This is a genomic window from Sulfurospirillum deleyianum DSM 6946 (genome assembly GCF_000024885.1).
In the GTDB taxonomy this organism is placed as follows: Bacteria; Campylobacterota; Campylobacteria; order Campylobacterales; family Sulfurospirillaceae; genus Sulfurospirillum; species Sulfurospirillum deleyianum.
Genome location: NC_013512.1, coordinates 1,580,083 through 1,599,104 on the forward strand (window position 1 = coordinate 1,580,083; position 19,022 = coordinate 1,599,104).

At 41.2% G+C, this 19,022-nt stretch carries 16 protein-coding genes; 1 reads left to right on the forward strand and 15 read right to left on the reverse strand.

Annotation, left to right across the window (positions count from 1 at the left end):
• Positions 1-48 precede the first annotated feature (48 nt).
• From SDEL_RS07885 to SDEL_RS07930, 10 genes are all read right to left on the reverse strand, one after another.
• Entirely contained in the window at positions 49-1,194 is a 1,146-nt protein-coding gene (locus SDEL_RS07885) for a PepSY-associated TM helix domain-containing protein (protein WP_012857331.1), read from the reverse strand.
• Positions 1,195-1,439: 245 nt separating this feature from the next.
• On the reverse strand, positions 1,440-2,195 hold the full coding sequence (locus tag SDEL_RS07890) for an energy transducer TonB (protein ID WP_012857332.1): 756 nt from the start codon (positions 2,193-2,195) through the stop codon (positions 1,440-1,442).
• 12 nt (positions 2,196-2,207) lie between these two features.
• A complete protein-coding gene (hemP, locus tag SDEL_RS07895) occupies positions 2,208-2,342 on the reverse strand; it encodes a hemin uptake protein HemP (RefSeq protein WP_012857333.1) in 135 nt (44 codons plus the stop codon).
• Positions 2,335-2,718 carry a biopolymer transporter ExbD gene (locus SDEL_RS07900; RefSeq protein ID WP_012857334.1) on the reverse strand — a complete coding sequence of 128 codons (384 nt, stop codon included), beginning with the start codon at positions 2,716-2,718 and terminating at the stop codon, positions 2,335-2,337. The genes hemP and SDEL_RS07900 overlap by 8 nt, the downstream gene beginning before the upstream one ends.
• A complete protein-coding gene (gene exbB, locus SDEL_RS07905; RefSeq protein WP_012857335.1) occupies positions 2,696-3,130 on the reverse strand; it encodes a TonB-system energizer ExbB in 435 nt (144 codons plus the stop codon). Before exbB ends, SDEL_RS07900 begins: the two co-directional genes overlap by 23 nt.
• A 141-nt stretch (positions 3,131-3,271) precedes the next feature.
• Positions 3,272-4,456, reverse strand: a complete 1,185-nt coding sequence (locus tag SDEL_RS07910) for an MFS transporter (protein WP_012857336.1) — start codon at positions 4,454-4,456, stop codon at positions 3,272-3,274.
• A 22-nt stretch (positions 4,457-4,478) separates the two neighbouring features.
• Positions 4,479-5,717, reverse strand: a complete 1,239-nt coding sequence (locus tag SDEL_RS07915) for an MFS transporter (RefSeq protein ID WP_012857337.1) — start codon at positions 5,715-5,717, stop codon at positions 4,479-4,481.
• Entirely contained in the window at positions 5,714-7,489 is a 1,776-nt protein-coding gene (locus SDEL_RS07920) for an ABC transporter ATP-binding protein (protein WP_012857338.1), read from the reverse strand. Before SDEL_RS07920 ends, SDEL_RS07915 begins: the two co-directional genes overlap by 4 nt.
• On the reverse strand, positions 7,486-9,258 hold the full coding sequence (locus SDEL_RS07925) for an ABC transporter ATP-binding protein (protein WP_012857339.1): 1,773 nt from the start codon (positions 9,256-9,258) through the stop codon (positions 7,486-7,488). Before SDEL_RS07925 ends, SDEL_RS07920 begins: the two co-directional genes overlap by 4 nt.
• A gap of 11 nt (positions 9,259-9,269) precedes the next feature.
• Positions 9,270-11,357 carry a TonB-dependent receptor gene (locus SDEL_RS07930; RefSeq protein ID WP_012857340.1) on the reverse strand — a complete coding sequence of 696 codons (2,088 nt, stop codon included), beginning with the start codon at positions 11,355-11,357 and terminating at the stop codon, positions 9,270-9,272.
• 260 nt (positions 11,358-11,617) lie between these two features.
• On the opposite strand from SDEL_RS07930, the gene SDEL_RS07935 reads away from it, so the two are divergent.
• Positions 11,618-12,595: a helix-turn-helix transcriptional regulator gene (locus tag SDEL_RS07935; protein WP_012857341.1), complete on the forward strand. Its 978-nt coding sequence runs from the start codon at positions 11,618-11,620 to the stop codon at positions 12,593-12,595.
• Positions 12,596-12,638: 43 nt separating this feature from the next.
• Here the strand turns inward: SDEL_RS07935 and acs are convergent, their stop codons facing one another.
• The 5 genes from acs to SDEL_RS07960 all read right to left on the reverse strand — a co-directional run bounded on the left by acs (position 12,639) and on the right by SDEL_RS07960 (position 18,958).
• Positions 12,639-14,585, reverse strand: a complete 1,947-nt coding sequence (acs, locus tag SDEL_RS07940) for an acetate--CoA ligase (protein WP_012857342.1) — start codon at positions 14,583-14,585, stop codon at positions 12,639-12,641.
• Between the two features lie 109 nt (positions 14,586-14,694).
• Positions 14,695-16,335 carry a cation acetate symporter gene (locus SDEL_RS07945; protein WP_012857343.1) on the reverse strand — a complete coding sequence of 547 codons (1,641 nt, stop codon included), beginning with the start codon at positions 16,333-16,335 and terminating at the stop codon, positions 14,695-14,697.
• Entirely contained in the window at positions 16,332-16,646 is a 315-nt protein-coding gene (locus tag SDEL_RS07950; protein ID WP_012857344.1) for a DUF485 domain-containing protein, read from the reverse strand. Before SDEL_RS07950 ends, SDEL_RS07945 begins: the two co-directional genes overlap by 4 nt.
• Positions 16,647-16,806: 160 nt before the next feature.
• Positions 16,807-17,484, reverse strand: a complete 678-nt coding sequence (locus SDEL_RS07955; protein ID WP_012857345.1) for a response regulator transcription factor — start codon at positions 17,482-17,484, stop codon at positions 16,807-16,809.
• The gene (locus tag SDEL_RS07960; RefSeq protein ID WP_012857346.1) at positions 17,465-18,958 is read right to left on the reverse strand and encodes a sensor histidine kinase; all 1,494 of its coding nucleotides are present in this window, start codon (positions 18,956-18,958) and stop codon (positions 17,465-17,467) included. Before SDEL_RS07960 ends, SDEL_RS07955 begins: the two co-directional genes overlap by 20 nt.
• Positions 18,959-19,022: the final 64 nt, after the last annotated feature.

Consider the following 19,022-nt stretch of genomic DNA (forward strand, 5'->3'; position numbering starts at 1 on the left):
GATGTAAAAGGCAACGCTGCATACGCTACCCTTTACATGTAAAAGTTTCTAAGCGGTGCGAAGAGCTGCTTTTTTGCGTGCTTTTTTGCGTCGATCGAGGTAAAGCATGAGACCAGTGACTCCAAAGAGAACCATACTCATACTTGAGAGAAAGATTAAAAATCTTCCACCCCATCCAAAAAACTCTCCACTGTGAAGCGGTAACATACTGGACATCACTTGCTCTGTCACAGGCTTTTCATCGTAGCGCACATGCGAAAGCACGGTGCCCTCTTTGGCATTGAAAGAGAGGGTATTAAACGCCCTAGAATGCGGAGCATCTTTATCCATATACGTAAAATCTACCTTCCCTTTTCCATCAGGCAAACGAAACAAAGCCACACGATACTCACCTTTTACCGTCGTCTCAAAAAGTTCCCATGCCTGAGATAAGAGTCTATCTGCCTCATTCTGTCCTAATTTCATATTTGAAGAAGAGCTTTTTTTCCCAAAAGGCTTCATCCCATGTTGTGGCATTTCAACCCCAACCATACGGTACAAAGATGTTCTATACCACTCATACGACCACGTCAGTCCCGTGAGTGAAATCAAAACAAAAAATAAAAGCCCCCATAAGCCCAGTGCCGAGTGCAATTTATACAAAAAGCCTCTGCCTTTGGCTTTAAAATTAATGCTAAGACTGGATTTTAAACTTTTACGAATACTTCCCCAATAGAGATAAATCCCCGAAAACGAAAGAATCAAAAGTGCTACCGTCGATGCTGCTACGATTTGTTTACCAACTTCTCCTAAAAGCAATCTTCGATGCACCTCTAAAACAACACGAAAAAAAGCATCTCCTCTTACTTCAGGCAAAAGCTCTGCTGTGTAAGGATTGATATAATAATTTAACATATTTTTTCCACCCGCTTTTGCCCCTTGCACCATGATAGCCGTAGAAGCATTGGGGTCAGAAAAAATACGTACTCCCACAACCACCGATTGTGGATGCTTCTCTTTAAATGCGTTTAATAAAACATCAGGTGAGAGCTTCTCGTTAGCGGTTGCCTCGATGCGAAAACTCTTTTGATTCATCAATCCCATAATCTCTTTTTCATACGATAAAAGCGCCCCACTCACACCCACAATTACCAAAATAAATCCCGCAACCAATCCTAACAACCAGTGCGTATAAAACCAAATCTTTTTTTGCATATCACTATTCCTTATAACTTTTATGTTTCATATTAGACTTCTTGCAAAACTCATTTTGCAAGAAGGAAAAGCACCAAGGGTGCGTGGGCTTTTGGCCAAAGAAAACCCAGTGTTAACGTAGCCTTTAGAACTTTGCTTTAAAGGCGTGTTAAGAGTTCTGCAAGAACTCTATTAAGAGAATTATAGGTATTCAACCTTAACGAAGTAATAATCACAAAGTGCCATAAGGGTCACCCCTTATGGTATTATCGAAGTTTAAACGCTATGGGTAAGATAATCGTACTGAGGCTTTTAGGTTTCGGGAGTTGTTGCCCTTGCAGTTTTAAAGCAGCACTTAAAGCCGCTTCATCTAAAACCGTTCGATTGGAACTTTTATGGATGAGAGCAGAGAGCAACTTACCACTGGTATCAATGACCAACTCCACCTGTACGATGCCATTCCATCCCATACGGCGTGCCACACTAGGATAGACTAAGCGAGAAAGTACCTTATCTCTAATAACCTCAAAATCCGTTCGCTCATATGGCTCTGCACTATTGGTTGAGCTGGGTGTCATAGGCGTTGTTGCCAGTGAAGGTGCTGTTGCGACAGGTTCACTCGCAAGGGAGGGTATTGGTGGTGGCGTCGTTTCTTCGACTGCTTTTTCTTGAAACGCTTTTGGCTCTGCGATGGGTTTTGGTTTGAGCATAGGTTTTGGTTTTGGCTTCACTTTTTCAATCGGCTTCATAGGCTCGATAGGTTTGACAGTCTCCATAGGCTTTACCACTTCTGGCTGTGCCACAGGCTCTGGCTGAAGCGGTGTAGGAAGAGGCGGTTTGGGAGCCACACGCTCAATGTTTGAAATCTCCAAGACAATCGCTTTGCTAGGCATGATATACGAAGGTTTTTGGTACATAAATAAAAGATAAAATCCTATAACACTCGCATGCAGTACAAAAGAGAGCAAGAGCGCTTTTCCCTCCGCATTCCTTTGTGCTACACGATACATTGCATTTGCCATAACAACCCCTTTTTACTTCGTCAAAATCAGTTTATCTTCTTTGGTGATGCGAAGCACATACTCCACACCATTATGAACAATTTTAACAATTCTCTCCTCGCCAAAAAGCACCTTAGAATCCACTTTTTTATGCGTTGTTTTATTCATTTTTATTTACAACCATTCCAATTTTTTCAATTTCTTTGGCTTTAAGTAGATCAATCACATAGATAAAATCCTCATAAGCAGCCAACTTATCCGCACTCACCGCCACAGAATCTTCTTTGGTGAGGCTTTCAAACTTTACATGTAACTCCTCTTTTGGCGTTAATTCGCCATTCACAAAAAACTGATGCTCCGCATCAATGCCAATCTCATAAAACTTAGGTTCAACCTTGCTAAAATTGGTCGCTTGAGGCAAAGAGATTTCGATTTTTCCTAGAGCAATAAACGAAGAAACCGTTAAAACAATCGTGAGTAAAACCAGCATAATGTCGATTAAAGGAACGACATTAATCCCCTCAACCCGCTTTAATGACTTCATCTTCCCACTCACTCACAGCCACATCGACCTTTCGCATAAATCCACCGTAAATCATCGTCGAAGGAATCGCCACCAAAAGCCCAGCAGCGGTGACTTTTAACGCTAAAGCAAGTCCTACAATCACCTTTGAAGTATCCAAAGCTCCACCGCTCATACCGATGTCATAAAACACCACCATAATGCCCCCAACCGTTCCTAAAAGCCCAACATAAGGAGCGTTTGAACCCATTAAAGAGATGATGGTCAGGTTTTTGGAAACATCCCGCTCAAGACTACTTTTGGTTGCATACTCTTTTACATGTAAAGACTTAAAAAAGAGATACCGCTCAAGGCTATACCCCACCACCAAAATGCTCATCACAAGTAAAATTCCCAGTGCCCCATAATCTACCGCTAACTTTATATTTTCCATTTTTCCTCTATTGTTGTAATAACCATTATCAGAATGTTAGGCTTTTTGAGCTTAATTTTGTATGAAATCAATAATATTTATCAAAAACAATACAGCGTTTCAATAGCCCTAAAATGCTTTTTTTGATACCTCTTCTCTCTTTTAACCCAAAGAAAGTTCTCTTTCAAATTGTGACTTTTTTAATGCAAACAAAACCAAAAAAGCAAAAGCAATGGCAGCAAAAACAAAAGGAATAATGGGGTCAATTTTATACAAAAGCGTACTTACCATCGGTCCTACAATCATACCCATCCCTTGTGCTGACGAGACCGTTCCAGCAGCAGCACCTTGTTCTAGCTCGCTGACATTGTTAGCCGCAAGGGCTTGAAAGGCAGGAAAAATAAATCCCATTCCAAAGGTAGCAACACAAAATCCAAGCCCAAGAGGAATCACCGTATGGCTTAATGAAATCATGACATAACCAAGCGCTGCAATGCTTCCACCCAAACGCAACCACGTATGAGGGGTACACCCTTTGACTTTAGAGACAAACACTTGCGCCACGATAAAACATATCCCTAACAACGATAAAATAATGCCTGTTACCTTGGCTGTTTCATTCGCATCCAAAGCTAAAGTATCCAAAATAAAAAATCCTAAGCAGACCTGAGAGGTAATCACACTGTACATCGTTAAAAATGCCGCAATCATGGGTAAACGTAACCTCACATCGCTCCATTTTGGATGAGGCATCTCTTCAACGTGATGTTTAGGTGTTTTAGGAATCGTCTTATAAACCAACCATGCCGCAATCATAGGTAAAATCGCAAAGGTATACAGAGGAACGTGTAAGCCATACACCGCTAAGAATCCTCCCAACGCTGGTCCTAAAATCATACCAATACCATTGGATGCGCCTAGTTTTGCCATATACCCTGTGCGATGATGTGCATCCACTTTATCGGCAATGAGAGCACTTGAAACCGCAGGAATTGCCGCATAAAAAAGACCGATTAAGCCTCTTATACAGACAAGCATCACTAAAGAGAGAAGCAGGCTTGGAACATTTAAAAGGGCATAATCAACAAAAAGGGCTAAGAGCAAGTACGAAACTCCTACCCCTAAAACACCTAACACTAAAATAGGCTTTCGCCCTACCCTATCACTTTTTTTTCCCCAATACCGTGCCATCACTACCCAAATCAGCCCTGCAAGAGCCACCGTGAGACCTGCATGCCACTCTTCCATTTTAAGCGCTCGAATAATCGGCCCAACAACGGCTAAAAATGCCATCATCGCTGCCACACACAACACATTCACCACCATTAAAGTTTTCATCTCTTTCATCGTTTTTTCCTTCTTTCCCCTCTTATCCTGCACACTCTAGCTCTCTTATCTCTTCTTTTTTAAGTACCACTTCACCGCTGGCATACCATGCAAAAAGAGTCGTCGCTATTGCCATCAATGAAATCGCCATAATGACGTTGACATACCCAAACGTTCCCGCTAAACTCATAGCAACCCCTGCGGAGAGAATCCCTGAAAAACTAAAAACACAGTGTTGCATCGCATATTCTAGAGCGGGTGAGTGTTCCACATGATCCATCATCAGCGTTGAAAGCACGGTAGCTGAAGGGCTGTAAAGAAACATCACCGAACCAATCGCTAACATACTAAAACTTACATGCGCATACCCCAAAGCGGGCAATAACAAAAACAAAATACCGATACTTTGCGCAAAAGGGGTCCAAATCAAAATCACCCTTCGCCCAAACCGCTCAATCAACCATCCCGCACCAAAAGCTCCCACAATGCCCAACAAAGAGCCAAACATACTAATATTAAGCCCAATATGATCCAACCGCCACCCTGCATCGACCAAAATAGGCGTCATCAGCCCATACGCACCACTGATGCACACGGGATACGCCAACAACAGCAGAAACCAGCGACGTTTTGATTTACCGCTCCAAAAACGGTAAAAATCCCTCCACGAAGGCTCATGCGCTTTGATGGTGTGAATGTCATTGGGTTCTTTAAAAAAGAGCAGTTGCAGAAGCGATGTGGCAGTGCCTGCGCATAAAATCAACATGGCGTAAAACCATCCAAAATGCTCATACACGATTAACACCAACCCTCCACCAATAAACATCCCAATGAGTCCACCACCGATTTTAAGGGCATTAACCATACCTCGCTCTTTGGCTAAAACAATTTTATACGCCAGTGCATCCACCGCAATGTCTTGCGACGCCGCAAAAAAAGCAAAAAAGGCGCACCCAATTAACAAAGGCTGAAGTTCTGTGAGGACATCAAAACGGCTTACATGTAAAAGACTGAGCACCATCAAACTCTGCCAAATAAAAAGCCACGTACGGTAGTGACCAAAGCGTTTAAAGCGTACTTTATCAATGAGGGGCGCCCATAAAAAACGAAATATCATAAAAAGCCCTAGAGTATAAATCAGCCCCAACTGCTCCAAAGGAATCCCACTCTTGCGTAAAATAGCCACCAAAGCTTCCATAAAAAAGCCTAAACCTAAATACTGAGAGATATAAAGATTCAGAAGTAATGCTGTGTATTGCAATGAGATTTTTGCGTTTTTCATACGGCAACATTCCACGCTTTAATGCGTTGTTGCGCACTCCACATCGCATGGTATTTACCTTTTTTAGCCACTAAGCTTTCATGCGTTCCCTCTTCTACCAAATGCCCTTCATGAAACACAAAAATGCTATCCGCACCGCTAATGGTAGAGAGACGATGAGCAATGACAATAACCGTTTTATCACGCACCAGCGTATCAATCGCCTTTTGCACCGCCACTTCACTCTGCGTATCAAGAGCTGCGGTCGGCTCATCTAAAATGACAATCGGCGCATTTTTCAAAATCGCCCGTGCAATGCTGATGCGTTGCCTCTCCCCACCACTTAGGCTTCCGCCGATGTCACCGATGCGAGTCTGATACCCCTGCGGTAAGCGTGCGATAAACTCATGGCAAAACGCCGCTCTGGCCGCCTCTTCTACCGCTTCATCACTCGCATCGGCTCGTCCCATGCGAATGTTGTTTAAAATGGTGTCATCAAAGAGATACACGTCTTGAAACACTACGGAAAAATGCTTCATTAACACATCATTTTCCATCGAACGAATATCCGCTCCCCCTATACGGATCACCCCTTTTTGAGGGTCAGCATAACGCATCAAAAGCTTTATCAGTGTCGTTTTACCAGAACCTGAGGTTCCCACAATGGCACTTAGCGTACGCTCTTTAAAGCTTAAACTGACACTATGAAGAGCTTTATCACGCTCACCACAATAGCTAAAATCAACCGTGGCAACATCCACATCAAAGGATTGAGGTATTTCATGTGGTTCTTTGCGTTCTAAAGGTTTGGTCTTTAAAATGGATTTGATGTGTAAAAAGGCACTGTCCATCAAATCAAACATCGGAATGACCCCTAAAAAAAGCGACAAAGGTTCACTTAAACGTGACACGATAACGAGCATTGCCGCTAAGGTGGGAAGGGCTAAAAGGTTCTCATCAACCAAGTAGCTCCCCACACCTAAAAGCACTAAAAGGGTCACCTCAATTAAAACACCCATAAAAAGCAGTGGCAGGGTTGAAGCCTCAATACCTTGGGCTTGAACACGCTTTACATGTAAGATTGCCTGTCTTAGATTTTGAGCATTTTTGCCTGTTTGATTGAGTGCGCGAAGAATAGGAAGTCCTTGAACGTACTCGATAAAGCCTGCTTCTAGTTGTGCATTGGCTTCGTTAAACTCACTTTTTTCAGCAATGCTTGCACGGCGCTTCCACACATAAAGTGGTAGCACCATTGGGATAAAGCAGAGCATCACCAAAGCAAGTCGCCACTCAATAAAAAAACTCACCACCAAGACCACCAGTGGCACAACAGTAATTTGCAAAAACAAAGAAGCAACCACGCCCATATGAATGACCGACTCATCGACATTGCTCGAAAAAATGGCGTTTAATTCACCTGTTTTATACCGACTCAGCTCTTCTTGAGGCATATTTCGAAGCGCACTTCCTAGCTTCGTACGCAAATCGTGTGTGACTTCTGCGATGTAGCCCGAATAGTCAAAATCATGCCCCTTCCACTTTAAAACACAAAAGAGTAGGCTAAAAAAAGCCATCCAAGCAAACCAAAAAAGCACATCGCCAAGGATAAATGTCGGCGCAAATACCGCTTTTAGTAGGGGGTAAAAGAGGCAAAAAGCAATCCCTTGTGCGATGAATGCTCCTGTAAAAAGCGCTAAACTGCGTTTGTACCCACTCGCATATTCCCCTGCCAATTCCACAGAGAGGGCAAAAACCTTTCGTAACGGTGCGTAAGAATGTTCATTCTGGCTCATGCACTCTCCCTTGTCGTACGCAAATCCCAATGTTGCGCTTGTTCGTAGTTCTCCCAAAGCATTGCATAAAGTCCTTTTTGGGCTAAAAGTGTTTCGTGTTTTCCGCACTCTTTAATGCGCCCTTTATCAAACACAATAATCTGATCGACATCTTTAATCGTGCTGAGACGATGTGCGATGATAATCACCGTCTTATCTTTGGTCAGATTGGCAAGTGCTTTGACGATCTCCTCTTCATTTTCAGGATCAGCAAAGGCAGTTGCTTCATCCAAAATAACAATAGGTGCGTTGCGTAAAATGGCACGTGCAATGGTCAGGCGTTGCTTTTGCCCACCCGATAACCTTGTCCCTCTATCGCCTGCTAAGGTCTCATATCCCTGTGGTAAACTCATAATAAAATCATGAATTTGCGCCGCTTTCGCTGCTTCTATCACCGCATCATCACTGGCATTGGGATTTGCCATTTTAATATTGGCTTTTAGGGTGTCATAAAATAAAAACGTATCTTGAAAGACAAAAGAGATATGCTCCATTAAGACCCAAGCGTCGATGCTTCGCACATCAACACCACCCACTAAAATGCGTCCCTCATTCACATCCCAAAAACGAGGAATCAGTTTAGCCACCGTACTTTTCCCAGCCCCTGAGGGTCCAATGAGAGCGGTCACACTGCCTGAGGGAGCTTGAAAACTGACGTTATGCAAGACCTGTGTATGCCCCTCATAAGCAAAACTGACATTTTCAAATACCACACTTGCATCATTGGGGATAAGCGTTTGTGCAGGATAAGACAGAGACGTAATCGCCATAATCTCTTGAATGCGGTTGGCGGAGGCTTGCGATTTTTTAATAAAATTGCTCATCCACATCAGCGGCATCATGGCATCCGCCATCCCCGTGCTGATGAGAAGTGCTGCAATAAACGGCGCAAAAGAGAGCGACTGATGGGCAATAAAATAGCTTCCCACGCCACCAACCACAAGCAGGGTCGGCATCGGACTTAAGATCATCATACCGATTTTTGCGCTCACCGCCGTCTCATTGATCCACGCTTTAAGGCACTCTTTGTAACTCAAAAGCGCCTCGGCGTAACGTTTAAACGAACTGCTTCCATCATCAAACGTCCGCACCACACCCATGGCTTGCACAAACTCAATGACGGCACGATTGATCTGCTCTTGCGAAGCATCATAATTTTTACGATGTTCTACCGAGTCTTGCATGACAACACCCATAATGACCCCACCTAAGACTAAAACAACACTACTTGCCAACGCCAAACGCCAGTCAATCCACACCAGCGCAATCAAAGAAGCCATTGGTGTAGCGATGCTTTTCCCAATCATCGGAGTGCTATCCGCCACAAAGGCATGCAGGTTTTTGACATCATCTAAGAGTACTTTTTTAAGTGCTCCCGAACCCGTACTAATAATATGCCCTAGAGGAATGTGTGCCAAATGCTCAATCAGCCTTTTGCGTAAAATCTCTTCAAGCTTAAAGGCGCCATGATGCGAAACCAAAAAAGCGTATTTAGAAAACCAAAAGGAGCCTATGGCAATAATTCCTAAGAGAGCAAAGGCTCCTAGGAAGCTTACATGTAAACCCAAAAACACCACACTCTCACGCAAAGGTATGTGCATCACATACGCCAAAAGCGCCATATCTACCACAAGAAGTGTTCCTCCTAAAACAGAGAGGAGAATGGCCATTTGTATCTCTTTTTTCACAGGAGCCATTATTGCCCATAAGCCCCTTTTTTCTTCTTGCATTTATCTATCCTTTAAAATGTATAACGAAAGCCAACCCCATAGCGTCTAGGATCATTAAATCCAACCATGGCTAAGCCTGTTTTGGATTGGTAACTTGAGATGTATGACTCATCGGTAATATTGGTAATAAAGCTGTAAATATCCCACGCTTTATATTTATACCCCAGCTTTGCATTGGAGGTAATCACACCATCGGAGCGAATCATCTGGCTATTGGCACCATCGTAATAGCTTGTTGAGCCAATCGCATTCACATCCACGCGTCCATACCATCCAGCAGTCGCCACATACGCAATCCCTAAATTAGCAGTGTAGCGAGGTGTATTTTCAATGCGCTCTCCATCATAGGTTCTACTCCCCGCATCGTAATCATCGTACTTGGCTTCAATCAACCCTAGTGCGCCTGAGAGTTCGATATTTTGGTTTAGAAAGTATTTTCCCTCTAACTCAATGCCCTGAGAATGCGCTTTTTTTGCATTATCAGTGAGCCAGACCATACCACCGCCAGCGATTTTATAGATATGAATATCTTCAATGTTCATACGAAAGACAGAGGCGTTAAGCAGATAATTTTCCCCCACGTATTTCGCCCCTACTTCGTAGTTAATGGAAGTTTGAGGATCAAAGCTATTTTCTTCCATGCCACCGCTCGTTGCAAAATAGTTAAAACCACCAGGCATATATCCTTTGGCAATGGAAGCATAGGTACTGAGCGCATCATTGACTTTATAAGAGAGTGCTATTTTAGGGATAAAAGCATTCCATGTTTTTTCACCCTCAAAAGTATAATCAGGAAATGCCATACCACCCCATGTTTGTGTGGTCACTAAATCAATCTCTTTTTTAATGCGCTGATAACGTCCACCTAGGGTTAATTCAAACTTCTCCCAAAAAGGAATCATCACTTGTCCAAACAATGCTTGTGTTTGGCTATCGGTCGTAGAATCCGCATTGGCATCGTATACCGCACCACCTGACATGACTTGTGCTCCATACGGTCCTTGTTCTCGTTTTTCTTTGTCCCCATACACACCACTTACCCATTTAAAAGCATCATTTTGACCTGAGAATTTAAGCTCTTCTGTCCATGTTTCAATCTCGGTGTAATTGAACTGTTTTAACCCATCAGAGCTATTATTGGCTTGAAAGTCCGCATCAAAATCACCTTCTAAATCTAGTGTTTTATGGGTAGTCGTGGATTCAACTTTAAAGGCATCAAATTCATAAGCAAGATTGAGACTTTGCGCTTTGACTGCCGTTCTCTCAACCGTTGGCATATCAGAACTAATGTGATTACCATCGTCTCTATCGAGTCCCAAGAGGATTCCTGTGGAGTCTGTTACAAAACCATTCATAAAATAATGCTTGGTGTAGTTATCGCTAAGGGTTACTTTTCCAGAAAAACGCTCGGTGGGTTTGAAGAGTAAAAAGCCACTGTTTTTTCTATCACGCTTTTGATTGGCATCCGAATCCATCCCTGGATAATCGTTGGTAATCCAGCCATCATCTTTCTTAAAAGAGCCATTTATTCCTGCATAAAGCTTATCTTCTATCAAGGGACCACTGGTATTAAATGTGGTATTCAAGGCATTGTAATTGCCATACTCAGCCCCCACATTTCCATGCCATTCATTGCTTGGTTTTTTGGTGATGATATTCACAACCGCACCCACCGCATCTTTACCATAAAGGGTTCCCTGAGGTCCTCGTAACACCTCAATTTGCGCTACATCTGCCAAAGAAGGATCAAAGTCATAACGGTCATAATAAGGCACACCATCGACATAAATCACCACAGGATTGTTATTGGTAAACATAGAAGTATTGAGTCCTCTAAATGAAATCGTAGCACCATTGGCAGTACTACTGACATTCATATTAGGCACTTCTCTCATCGCATCTGTTACAGTTTTTATCCCTTTTTCATGCAAAACTTCCTCATCAATGACCGTGATGCTTTGGGGAACGTCTTGGATATTTTCCTCTATCTTGTTCGCATTCACCGTGACACTCTCAAGGCTATACGTTTCATCCATGCCATAAAGAAACCCACTGGTAACGACTGAAATCATGGCAAATACCAAAACCTTTTTATTCACACACTCCTCCTCAAAATAATACGCATTTTAAAAAGGCAATAGTACTCCATATTAAAAACCATTATCAATATTTTTTTAACGCTAGAGGGATTTTTTTGTGCCCGAAACGGATTTTTTACTAATTATTTTAAGATAACAGTATAGAGCTAAAATAATGAAACGCTAGCTTAAGCTTTTTAAAATTGAATGTGCGTTATTCTAAAAGTTAATTTGATAGTTACTATCAATATTTAAAATGCACTGTACGAAAGGCATACGCAATGTCCATTACGCTTACAAACCATAATTTACTCGAAATGGTACCTGAGCTTTTTTCTGTTAAAGCATCGCGAAGCATAGGAGAGACTCCTGTATTAAAAGAGTATGGTAGGGTAAATCTTAAATATTTCAATACAGGCAATGGCATAGCGTACGGTGCCTTTGAGGGACTCTTTTATGAAGAGGTACATTTGCATTCGTGGGAAATGGAAGAACTCTCCTTTCTTTATTTTAACGCAGGTGAACATCTTCATTTTAAATCACTCAGCGATAATCTAGAATTTTGTATGAACGCTAAAAGTACAATGCAAGGGACGATTCACGAGGGTCTTCGCTCTCTTGGTATTTATGAAAAAAACAGATACTACTCAAGCCACTCTGTGATTATTTCCCACGAACTTTACCAAACCTTAGCCCATGAAACACGCACCCTAAACCCACTCTCTTCTTCTAAAAATCTGCTTCATATTCAAGATTATGGATCCATGCTTCACACACAATCTATCCTTTTAAATCAAATTGCACACCAACATATTTTTCAAGGCAAACTGCAAGAGCTTTTTTTAGAATCTAAACTGCTTGAACTTGTGTACCAAACCTTTCACAAACTACCTTTACATGTAAACGAAGAATTCTCATCTCAAGATACCAAAGCCTTGCACAAAGCCAAACAGATTTTGCTCAGCAATCTTACCAATCCTCCCTCACTCAAAGACTTAGCCCACCACATTGCACTCAATGAATTTAAACTCAAAAAAGGCTTTAAAGCACTCTTTGGAACAACGGTATATGGCATGCTTCATGCCCATCGCCTAAAAGAAGCAAAAAATCTCCTCGAACATAATGACATTAGTGTGCAAGAAGCAGCTTTACATGTAGGCTACAAAAGCCTCAGTCACTTTAGTAAAGCCTTTAAAGCATACTATGGGATTTTTCCTATCGAAATAAAAAAAGAGCGCAACTATTTTTATCTCTCCTAAGAAAGAAGAGCGGTTACATTTTACATGTAACCGCATTAAGAAGTTAAAACTGAACGAGGTTTTGGATTTTCTCCACAATGCTTGGATCTTCTAAGGTTGAAATATCCTGCGTAATAGGCTCTTTCTTGGCGATGGAGCGTAAAATACGACGCATAATCTTTCCGCTTCTCGTTTTTGGAAGCCCTGGAACGAAACGAATCGCATCCAGTTTAGCGATATTTCCAATCTCTTTTACGATGAGCTTATTGAGCTCTTGAATCATATAGACCTCTTCACTAATGCTATCTGTCCCTTTGATAACAATATAAGCAAAAATACCCTCACCTTTAATCGGATCAGGTCGTCCAACAACCGCAACCTCCGCCACGTTCTCATGATGACCTAGTACCGCTTCAATCTCAGCCGTTCCAATTCTATGACCTGAAACGTTAATGACATCATCCGTTCGACCTGTAATGACAATGTACCCATCATCATCGTACATCGCCCCATCGCCTGAGAAATAAACAGGCTTGCCATCTTTTTTACAGTCTCCAAAATAAGACTTCACAAATCGGTCACTATCGCCCCAGATATTGCGAATCATGGATGGCCAAGGCTTTGTGATACACAAGAATCCTTTTTCACCTTTTGGCGTTGGATTGCCATTTTCATCAATAATCTCCGCTTTAATACCAGGAAGTGGGAAAGTTGCAGAGCCTGGTTTAATCGGTGTCGCACCAGGCAATGGCGTAATCATATGACCACCTGTCTCCGTTTGCCACCATGTATCAACGATAGGACATTTCCCTCCACCGATTTGCTCATAGTACCACATCCACGCATCAGGGTTAATCGGCTCACCCACCGTTCCTAAGACCTTTAAAGAGCTTAAATCATACTTACTAGGTGCATCCGCTCCCTCTTTATGCAACAAACGAATCGCTGTGGGTGCGGTATAAAACTGATTGACCCTATGCTCGTCAATCATACTCCACCAACGACCCACGTCTGGGAAGGTTGGAACACCCTCGTACATAATGGTCGTCGCACCCATTGCCAAAGGTCCATAGACGATATACGTATGCCCCGTAATCCAACCCACGTCTGCCGTACACCAGAACGTATCATTTTCTTTCACATCAAAAACATGCTCCATCGTGTATTGCGCCCAAAGAATGTACCCCGCACTTGAGTGTTGTACTCCTTTGGGTTTTCCTGTACTGCCTGAAGTATAAAGTAAAAAAAGAGGGTCTTCCGCATCCATCCATTCAGGCTCACAATACTTTGACTCTTGCATGACAATCTCATTGTAAACATAGTCTCGACCACGAACATATTCAATGTCTTCAAAATTACGTTGAACAATCAAAACCTTTTCACAGCACTCACACCCCTCACGAAGTGCCTCATCGACAACGGGTTTTAACATGTAAGGCTTACCACGACGAAACGCACCATCGGCGGTAATGACCAATTTTGCTTGTGCATCTTGAATTCTATCTCTTAGCGCATCAGCAGAAAATCCACCAAAAACAACCGAGTGAATCGCTCCAATCTTAGCACACGCCAACATCGCAAACGCCGCTTCAGGAATCATCGGCATGTAAAGGACAACACGGTCGCCTTTTTGAATTCCAAACTTATTGCGTAACAAGTTTGCCAAACGATTCACACGATAAAAAAGTTGAAGATACGTGATGATGCGTCGAGTCCCATCTTCACCCTCCCAGATAATAGCCGCTTTGTTTTTACGTGAGTTAAGATGACGCCCTAAACATTGGTGGGTAACATTGAGTTTTCCACCTTCAAACCATTTATAAAATGGAGCATTATCTTCATTGAGTACCCTATCATAAGGCTTAAACCACTCAATTTTCTCACGGGCTAATTTATCCCAGTACCCTTCAAAATCTTCATCGGCTTGAATACAAAGCTCTTTATACTCACACATATTTTTAATACGTGCTTGTTTACTCAACGCTCTGTTTGGTTCAAAAAGTTGTGACATTTTTTCTATCCTTTCGATAATATTAGACTTCTAACAAAACACGACTAGTCTCAATCATGTTTTGACAAAAGTCTCACAGGCATAAACCTTGCCTGTGAGTACCAAAGCATTAGTGGCTTGATGCGCCTTCCGCACCAATGCCTGTTTGTGAGCGAATAAACTGATGCTCATACGCTGCATGTTCTCGTTTTGCATCCTCGCTATTATCCATCAAAGAAAACAACCAGATACCAACAAACGCTATCGTGACTGAGAAAATCGCTGGGTTTCCATAAGGATAAATCGCTGTTTTATAGCCTAAAATATCCACCCAAACCGCTTTACTTAACACAACCAAAACGACCGCTGTTAAAAGACCTAAACCTCCACCCCACACAGCACCTTTGGTTGTAAGCTTACCCCAAAACATTGACAAGAAAAGAATTGGGAAGTTTGCACTCGCCGCAATCGCAAACGCAAGTCCAACCATAAACGCAATGTTCTGTTTCTCAAACGCAATTCCTAAAATAATCGCCAAAATACCTAAAGCAATCGTAGAGTATTTTGAGACTTTCATCTCAGTAACCTCATCCGCTCTACCTCTGGCAAAAACATTCGAATACAAGTCATGACTGACCGCACTCGCTCCTGCTAAGGTTAAGCCTGAAACAACCGCCAAAATCGTTGCAAACGCTACTGCGGAGATAAATCCTAAGAAAATATTACCACCAATCGCATGGGATGTATGAATCGCTGCCATATTGCCACCACCAATGATGCCACCTTTGATTGTATCAAGGTACTCAGGATTGCCTGTTAAAAGAACCACCGCACCAAAACCAATGATGAAGGTTAAGATGTAAAAATACCCAATAAACCCTGTCGCAACAAAGACCGATTTTCGTGCTTCTTTGGCATCACTAACCGTAAAGAAACGCATCAAGATATGTGGAAGACCTGCGGTTCCAAACATCAACGCAATGCCTAAACTTATAGCAGAGATAGGATCACTTACCAACCCACCTGGAGCCATAATAGCATTTGTTTTTTTAAGCTCAACCGCTTTAGCAAATAAGCTCTCAAAACTAAATCCAACTTTGTACATAATCATAATTGCCATAAAGGTTGCCCCTGAGAGCAATAAAACCGCTTTAATGATTTGTACCCATGTTGTAGCGAGCATTCCACCAAATGTTACATAAAGTATCATCAAAATGCCTACCATAACAACCGCATATTCATAATCCATACCAAACAAGATTTGAATCAACTGTCCCGCACCCACCATCTGCGCAATCAAATACAGCGCAACCGTAGCCAAAGAACCCGATGCCGCAAGGGTACGAATAGGCGTTTGTTTCAAACGGTACGATGCCACATCTGAAAAGGTGTATTTCCCTAAGTTTCTAAGCTGTTCAGCCACCAAGAAAAGGATGATTGGCCAACCGACTAAAAAGCCAATGGAATAGATTAAACCATCAAAACCTTTCATGTAAACCAGTCCTGAAATTCCAAGAAACGATGCTGCGGACATATAATCTCCCGCAATGGCTAAACCATTTTGAAAGCCTGTAATACCTCCACCAGCAGTATAAAAATCTTTCGCTGTTTTGGTACGACGTGCCGCCCAATAGGTAATACCCAGTGTTGCCAAAACAAAAATTAAAAACATAACAATCGCTGAAACATTTAAATCACGTTTACCGCTAAATTGCGCATCTGCCGCAAAAAGAACACTCGAAAGTGTGAAAAATAAAATACCCCATTTCATTTTGCACCCCTTAGTTCTTCTTTAATTTGATGGGTTAAGTCATCAAATTCTCCGTTGGCTCTTTGCGTATAAATTCCTGTTAATACAAAAGCAATCAGAATAACCCCAATCCCAATGGGAATACCCACCGTGGTAACACCTTCTCCTATTTTAATGGCAAAAAGATGAGGAGAAAAAGCAATTACAAGAATAAATGCATAGTAAACAACTAGCATCACTATGGCAAGCTTCCAAGCAAAACGACTTCTTTTTTGCACCAGTTCTGCAAATTTTGGGTTAGTTTTGACTTTATCGTAGATATTTTCACTCATAAATGCTCCTTCTTAAAGTTTGTGACCGACCTTAAAATTCAAGGTCGGCTTTTAATGTCACAAGGTCATTCTAAAAGAGCAACATAGCATTATCGTAGCATTTGAAAATTATGTGTAATTTTGTAAAAACTTATCTTTTATATGGGTAAATTAGTAACATTTATCCTTTTTTCTCTGGATAATATCGCTCTATTTTATAACCTACCCCTTTAAGATTGATAATGAAATCTTCTTTTAAAAGTTTACGAAAACGGCTTATTTCAGCCCTAATTGTGGCATTATCAACAGGTTCATCGTTCCAGACATAACTGCGGAATTTTTCGAAGTCCACCACTACCCCTATATTTTCGCACAATAATGTTACTATTTGTAACTGTTTTTTTGTCAAAATTTGCACATTATTGTTGTAAAAAAGCATCTGCTCCTCTTTGGAAAAAACGTATTTTGAACTTAAAATGACATGCTGTAAATGTTTAATTTCATAGGCTTTTTTAATTTTATCAATACGAAGTCCCAACTCTTTAAGATGGAACGGCTTTTTAAGATAATCCGAAGCCCCCAACTCAAACGCTCTGCTAATGTCATCAATTTCAACATTCGCACTGATAAAAATGGTCGGATAAGCTTTTTCTGCCTCATTGAGAGCCTTTAAAAGAGCCAATCCATTCATTTTAGGAATATTAATATCTAAAATCAAAAGATCAAACACTCCCTCTGCAATCGCACTATACGCTTCTTCCCCATTTCCAAAAGCAATGACTTTATGCCCAAGTCCTTCCAAATACTCCTCAATCGAACTTCGCAACATCGACTCATCTTCAAGCAGTAAAATCTTCATCTTTTTCCTTTTTAAAACGATACAAAAAGCGTGTTCTCTCCTCATTGGACATCACCTCAATACCCACACCATGCATATCACATATCTCTTTAACGATGTTTAGTCCAAGCCCAAAACCACCGCGTGCGACATCTTCTCTGTAATACCTATCAAACAATTTTTCGGGAGAACGAATCATCTCACCGCAATTTTCAACCGAAAAGACAATGGCATCCTTCTCTTCATAGAGCCTAACCTCTACCGCATTATTTTCATAACTATACTTAATGGCATTGGAGATATTATTGTCACAAATACGCTGTAATTCAATTTCATTAAAGACAATAAACAAATCAGAAGCGATTTCTGTTTTGATTTCTAACTTATTTCCCTCCGCAACATCTTCAAAATAGGCAACCCGCTGCATCAAAAAGCTTGAAAAATCCACCATTGTTTTTTCATACACCACTCTGTCTTTTTTGACAATGTACTCCAAATCCCCGTAAATATTATCAAGCACCTTCACCGCCGCTTCAATTTTGAGTAAATAGCGATTTTTCTCATATTTGAGATTGTACAAATCAATGTTCATCAAAATAATAGAAAGGGGAGTGTTAATTTCATGAATAGCATTTTTAATAAAACGATCTTGTTTTTCTAAAAGTTCTTTTGTGTATTCAACCGATTGCTTCAGTGCGTGTGTTTTTTGCACCACAATCTCTTCAAGGGAGCTATTTAATCCCACTAAAGCGCCATTTTGACTCTTGATTTGCTCAATCATCACATTGGCTTGTGCCACAATCTCTTGAAACTCTTTAAATTTAATTTTGCTGGTATCAATAAATTCATAATTGAGTGAAGCTTTTTTAAATGAAGCAATGATAAAGCGAATTTCTCGCCCTATCAATTCACTGACATAACGGTACTCTATGGTACTTACCAAATACAAAAAGAGTGTCAGCATATAAATTTTCAAAACAAAATCAATAATCTTATCTTCATACGCTTTTTCATTGTGGGATAAAACATCTTCAATCCCTTGCATCTGCACACCACTTCCTAAAACCAACGCCAAAGGCTCAAAATTCTCCCGTACAACGCTCTCATTCAAAGGCGTTTCAGTAGGATACTCGCTGGAAGTATAAAGTAATTGCCCCTGTTCTTTTTGAATAAAAATATAATGATGCGCTGCAAGATGCGCCATTAACGCACGGACATCTTCGAGTACTTTTTTCTCAATGACACCCTCTTCTTCATGCTTACTTTGTTCAAAACGATAACGGACGATGTCGCTTAAAAGACGTAAATTAGCTAAAGCGCTTTTATGTTGTTCCTCTTTATAACGCACTTTAAGCGCTTCATTTTCTGCTTTAAACGAAAGATATTCATTGATAATAATAAACCCCGCAAACACAAAAGCAAAGAGAGCGGCAAACAACAGTGCCATAAGATTAATCTGTTTAATGCTTTTATTATTTTTATCTCGAAGTAACACAAAAGTCCTTTACATGTAAAGAGTAATGGCGACTATTTTACTCTTTTTTCTTCAAAAAAACGAT

Bases quoted from the DNA above. Each gene is read 5' to 3' on its own strand.
- SDEL_RS07885 (WP_012857331.1), bottom strand. From the start codon at position 1,194: ATGCAAAAAAAGATTTGGTTTTATACGCACTGGTTGTTAGGATTGGTT.
- SDEL_RS07890 (WP_012857332.1), bottom strand. From the start codon at position 2,195: ATGGCAAATGCAATGTATCGTGTAGCACAAAGGAATGCGGAGGGAAAA.
- hemP (WP_012857333.1), bottom strand. From the start codon at position 2,342: ATGAATAAAACAACGCATAAAAAAGTGGATTCTAAGGTGCTTTTTGGC.
- SDEL_RS07900 (WP_012857334.1), bottom strand. From the start codon at position 2,718: ATGAAGTCATTAAAGCGGGTTGAGGGGATTAATGTCGTTCCTTTAATC.
- exbB (WP_012857335.1), bottom strand. From the start codon at position 3,130: ATGGAAAATATAAAGTTAGCGGTAGATTATGGGGCACTGGGAATTTTA.
- SDEL_RS07910 (WP_012857336.1), bottom strand. From the start codon at position 4,456: ATGAAAGAGATGAAAACTTTAATGGTGGTGAATGTGTTGTGTGTGGCA.
- SDEL_RS07915 (WP_012857337.1), bottom strand. From the start codon at position 5,717: ATGAAAAACGCAAAAATCTCATTGCAATACACAGCATTACTTCTGAAT.
- SDEL_RS07920 (WP_012857338.1), bottom strand. From the start codon at position 7,489: ATGAGCCAGAATGAACATTCTTACGCACCGTTACGAAAGGTTTTTGCC.
- SDEL_RS07925 (WP_012857339.1), bottom strand. From the start codon at position 9,258: ATGCAAGAAGAAAAAAGGGGCTTATGGGCAATAATGGCTCCTGTGAAA.
- SDEL_RS07935 (WP_012857341.1), top strand. From the start codon at position 11,618: ATGTCCATTACGCTTACAAACCATAATTTACTCGAAATGGTACCTGAG.
- acs (WP_012857342.1), bottom strand. From the start codon at position 14,585: ATGTCACAACTTTTTGAACCAAACAGAGCGTTGAGTAAACAAGCACGT.
- SDEL_RS07945 (WP_012857343.1), bottom strand. From the start codon at position 16,335: ATGAAATGGGGTATTTTATTTTTCACACTTTCGAGTGTTCTTTTTGCG.
- SDEL_RS07950 (WP_012857344.1), bottom strand. From the start codon at position 16,646: ATGAGTGAAAATATCTACGATAAAGTCAAAACTAACCCAAAATTTGCA.
- SDEL_RS07955 (WP_012857345.1), bottom strand. From the start codon at position 17,484: ATGAAGATTTTACTGCTTGAAGATGAGTCGATGTTGCGAAGTTCGATT.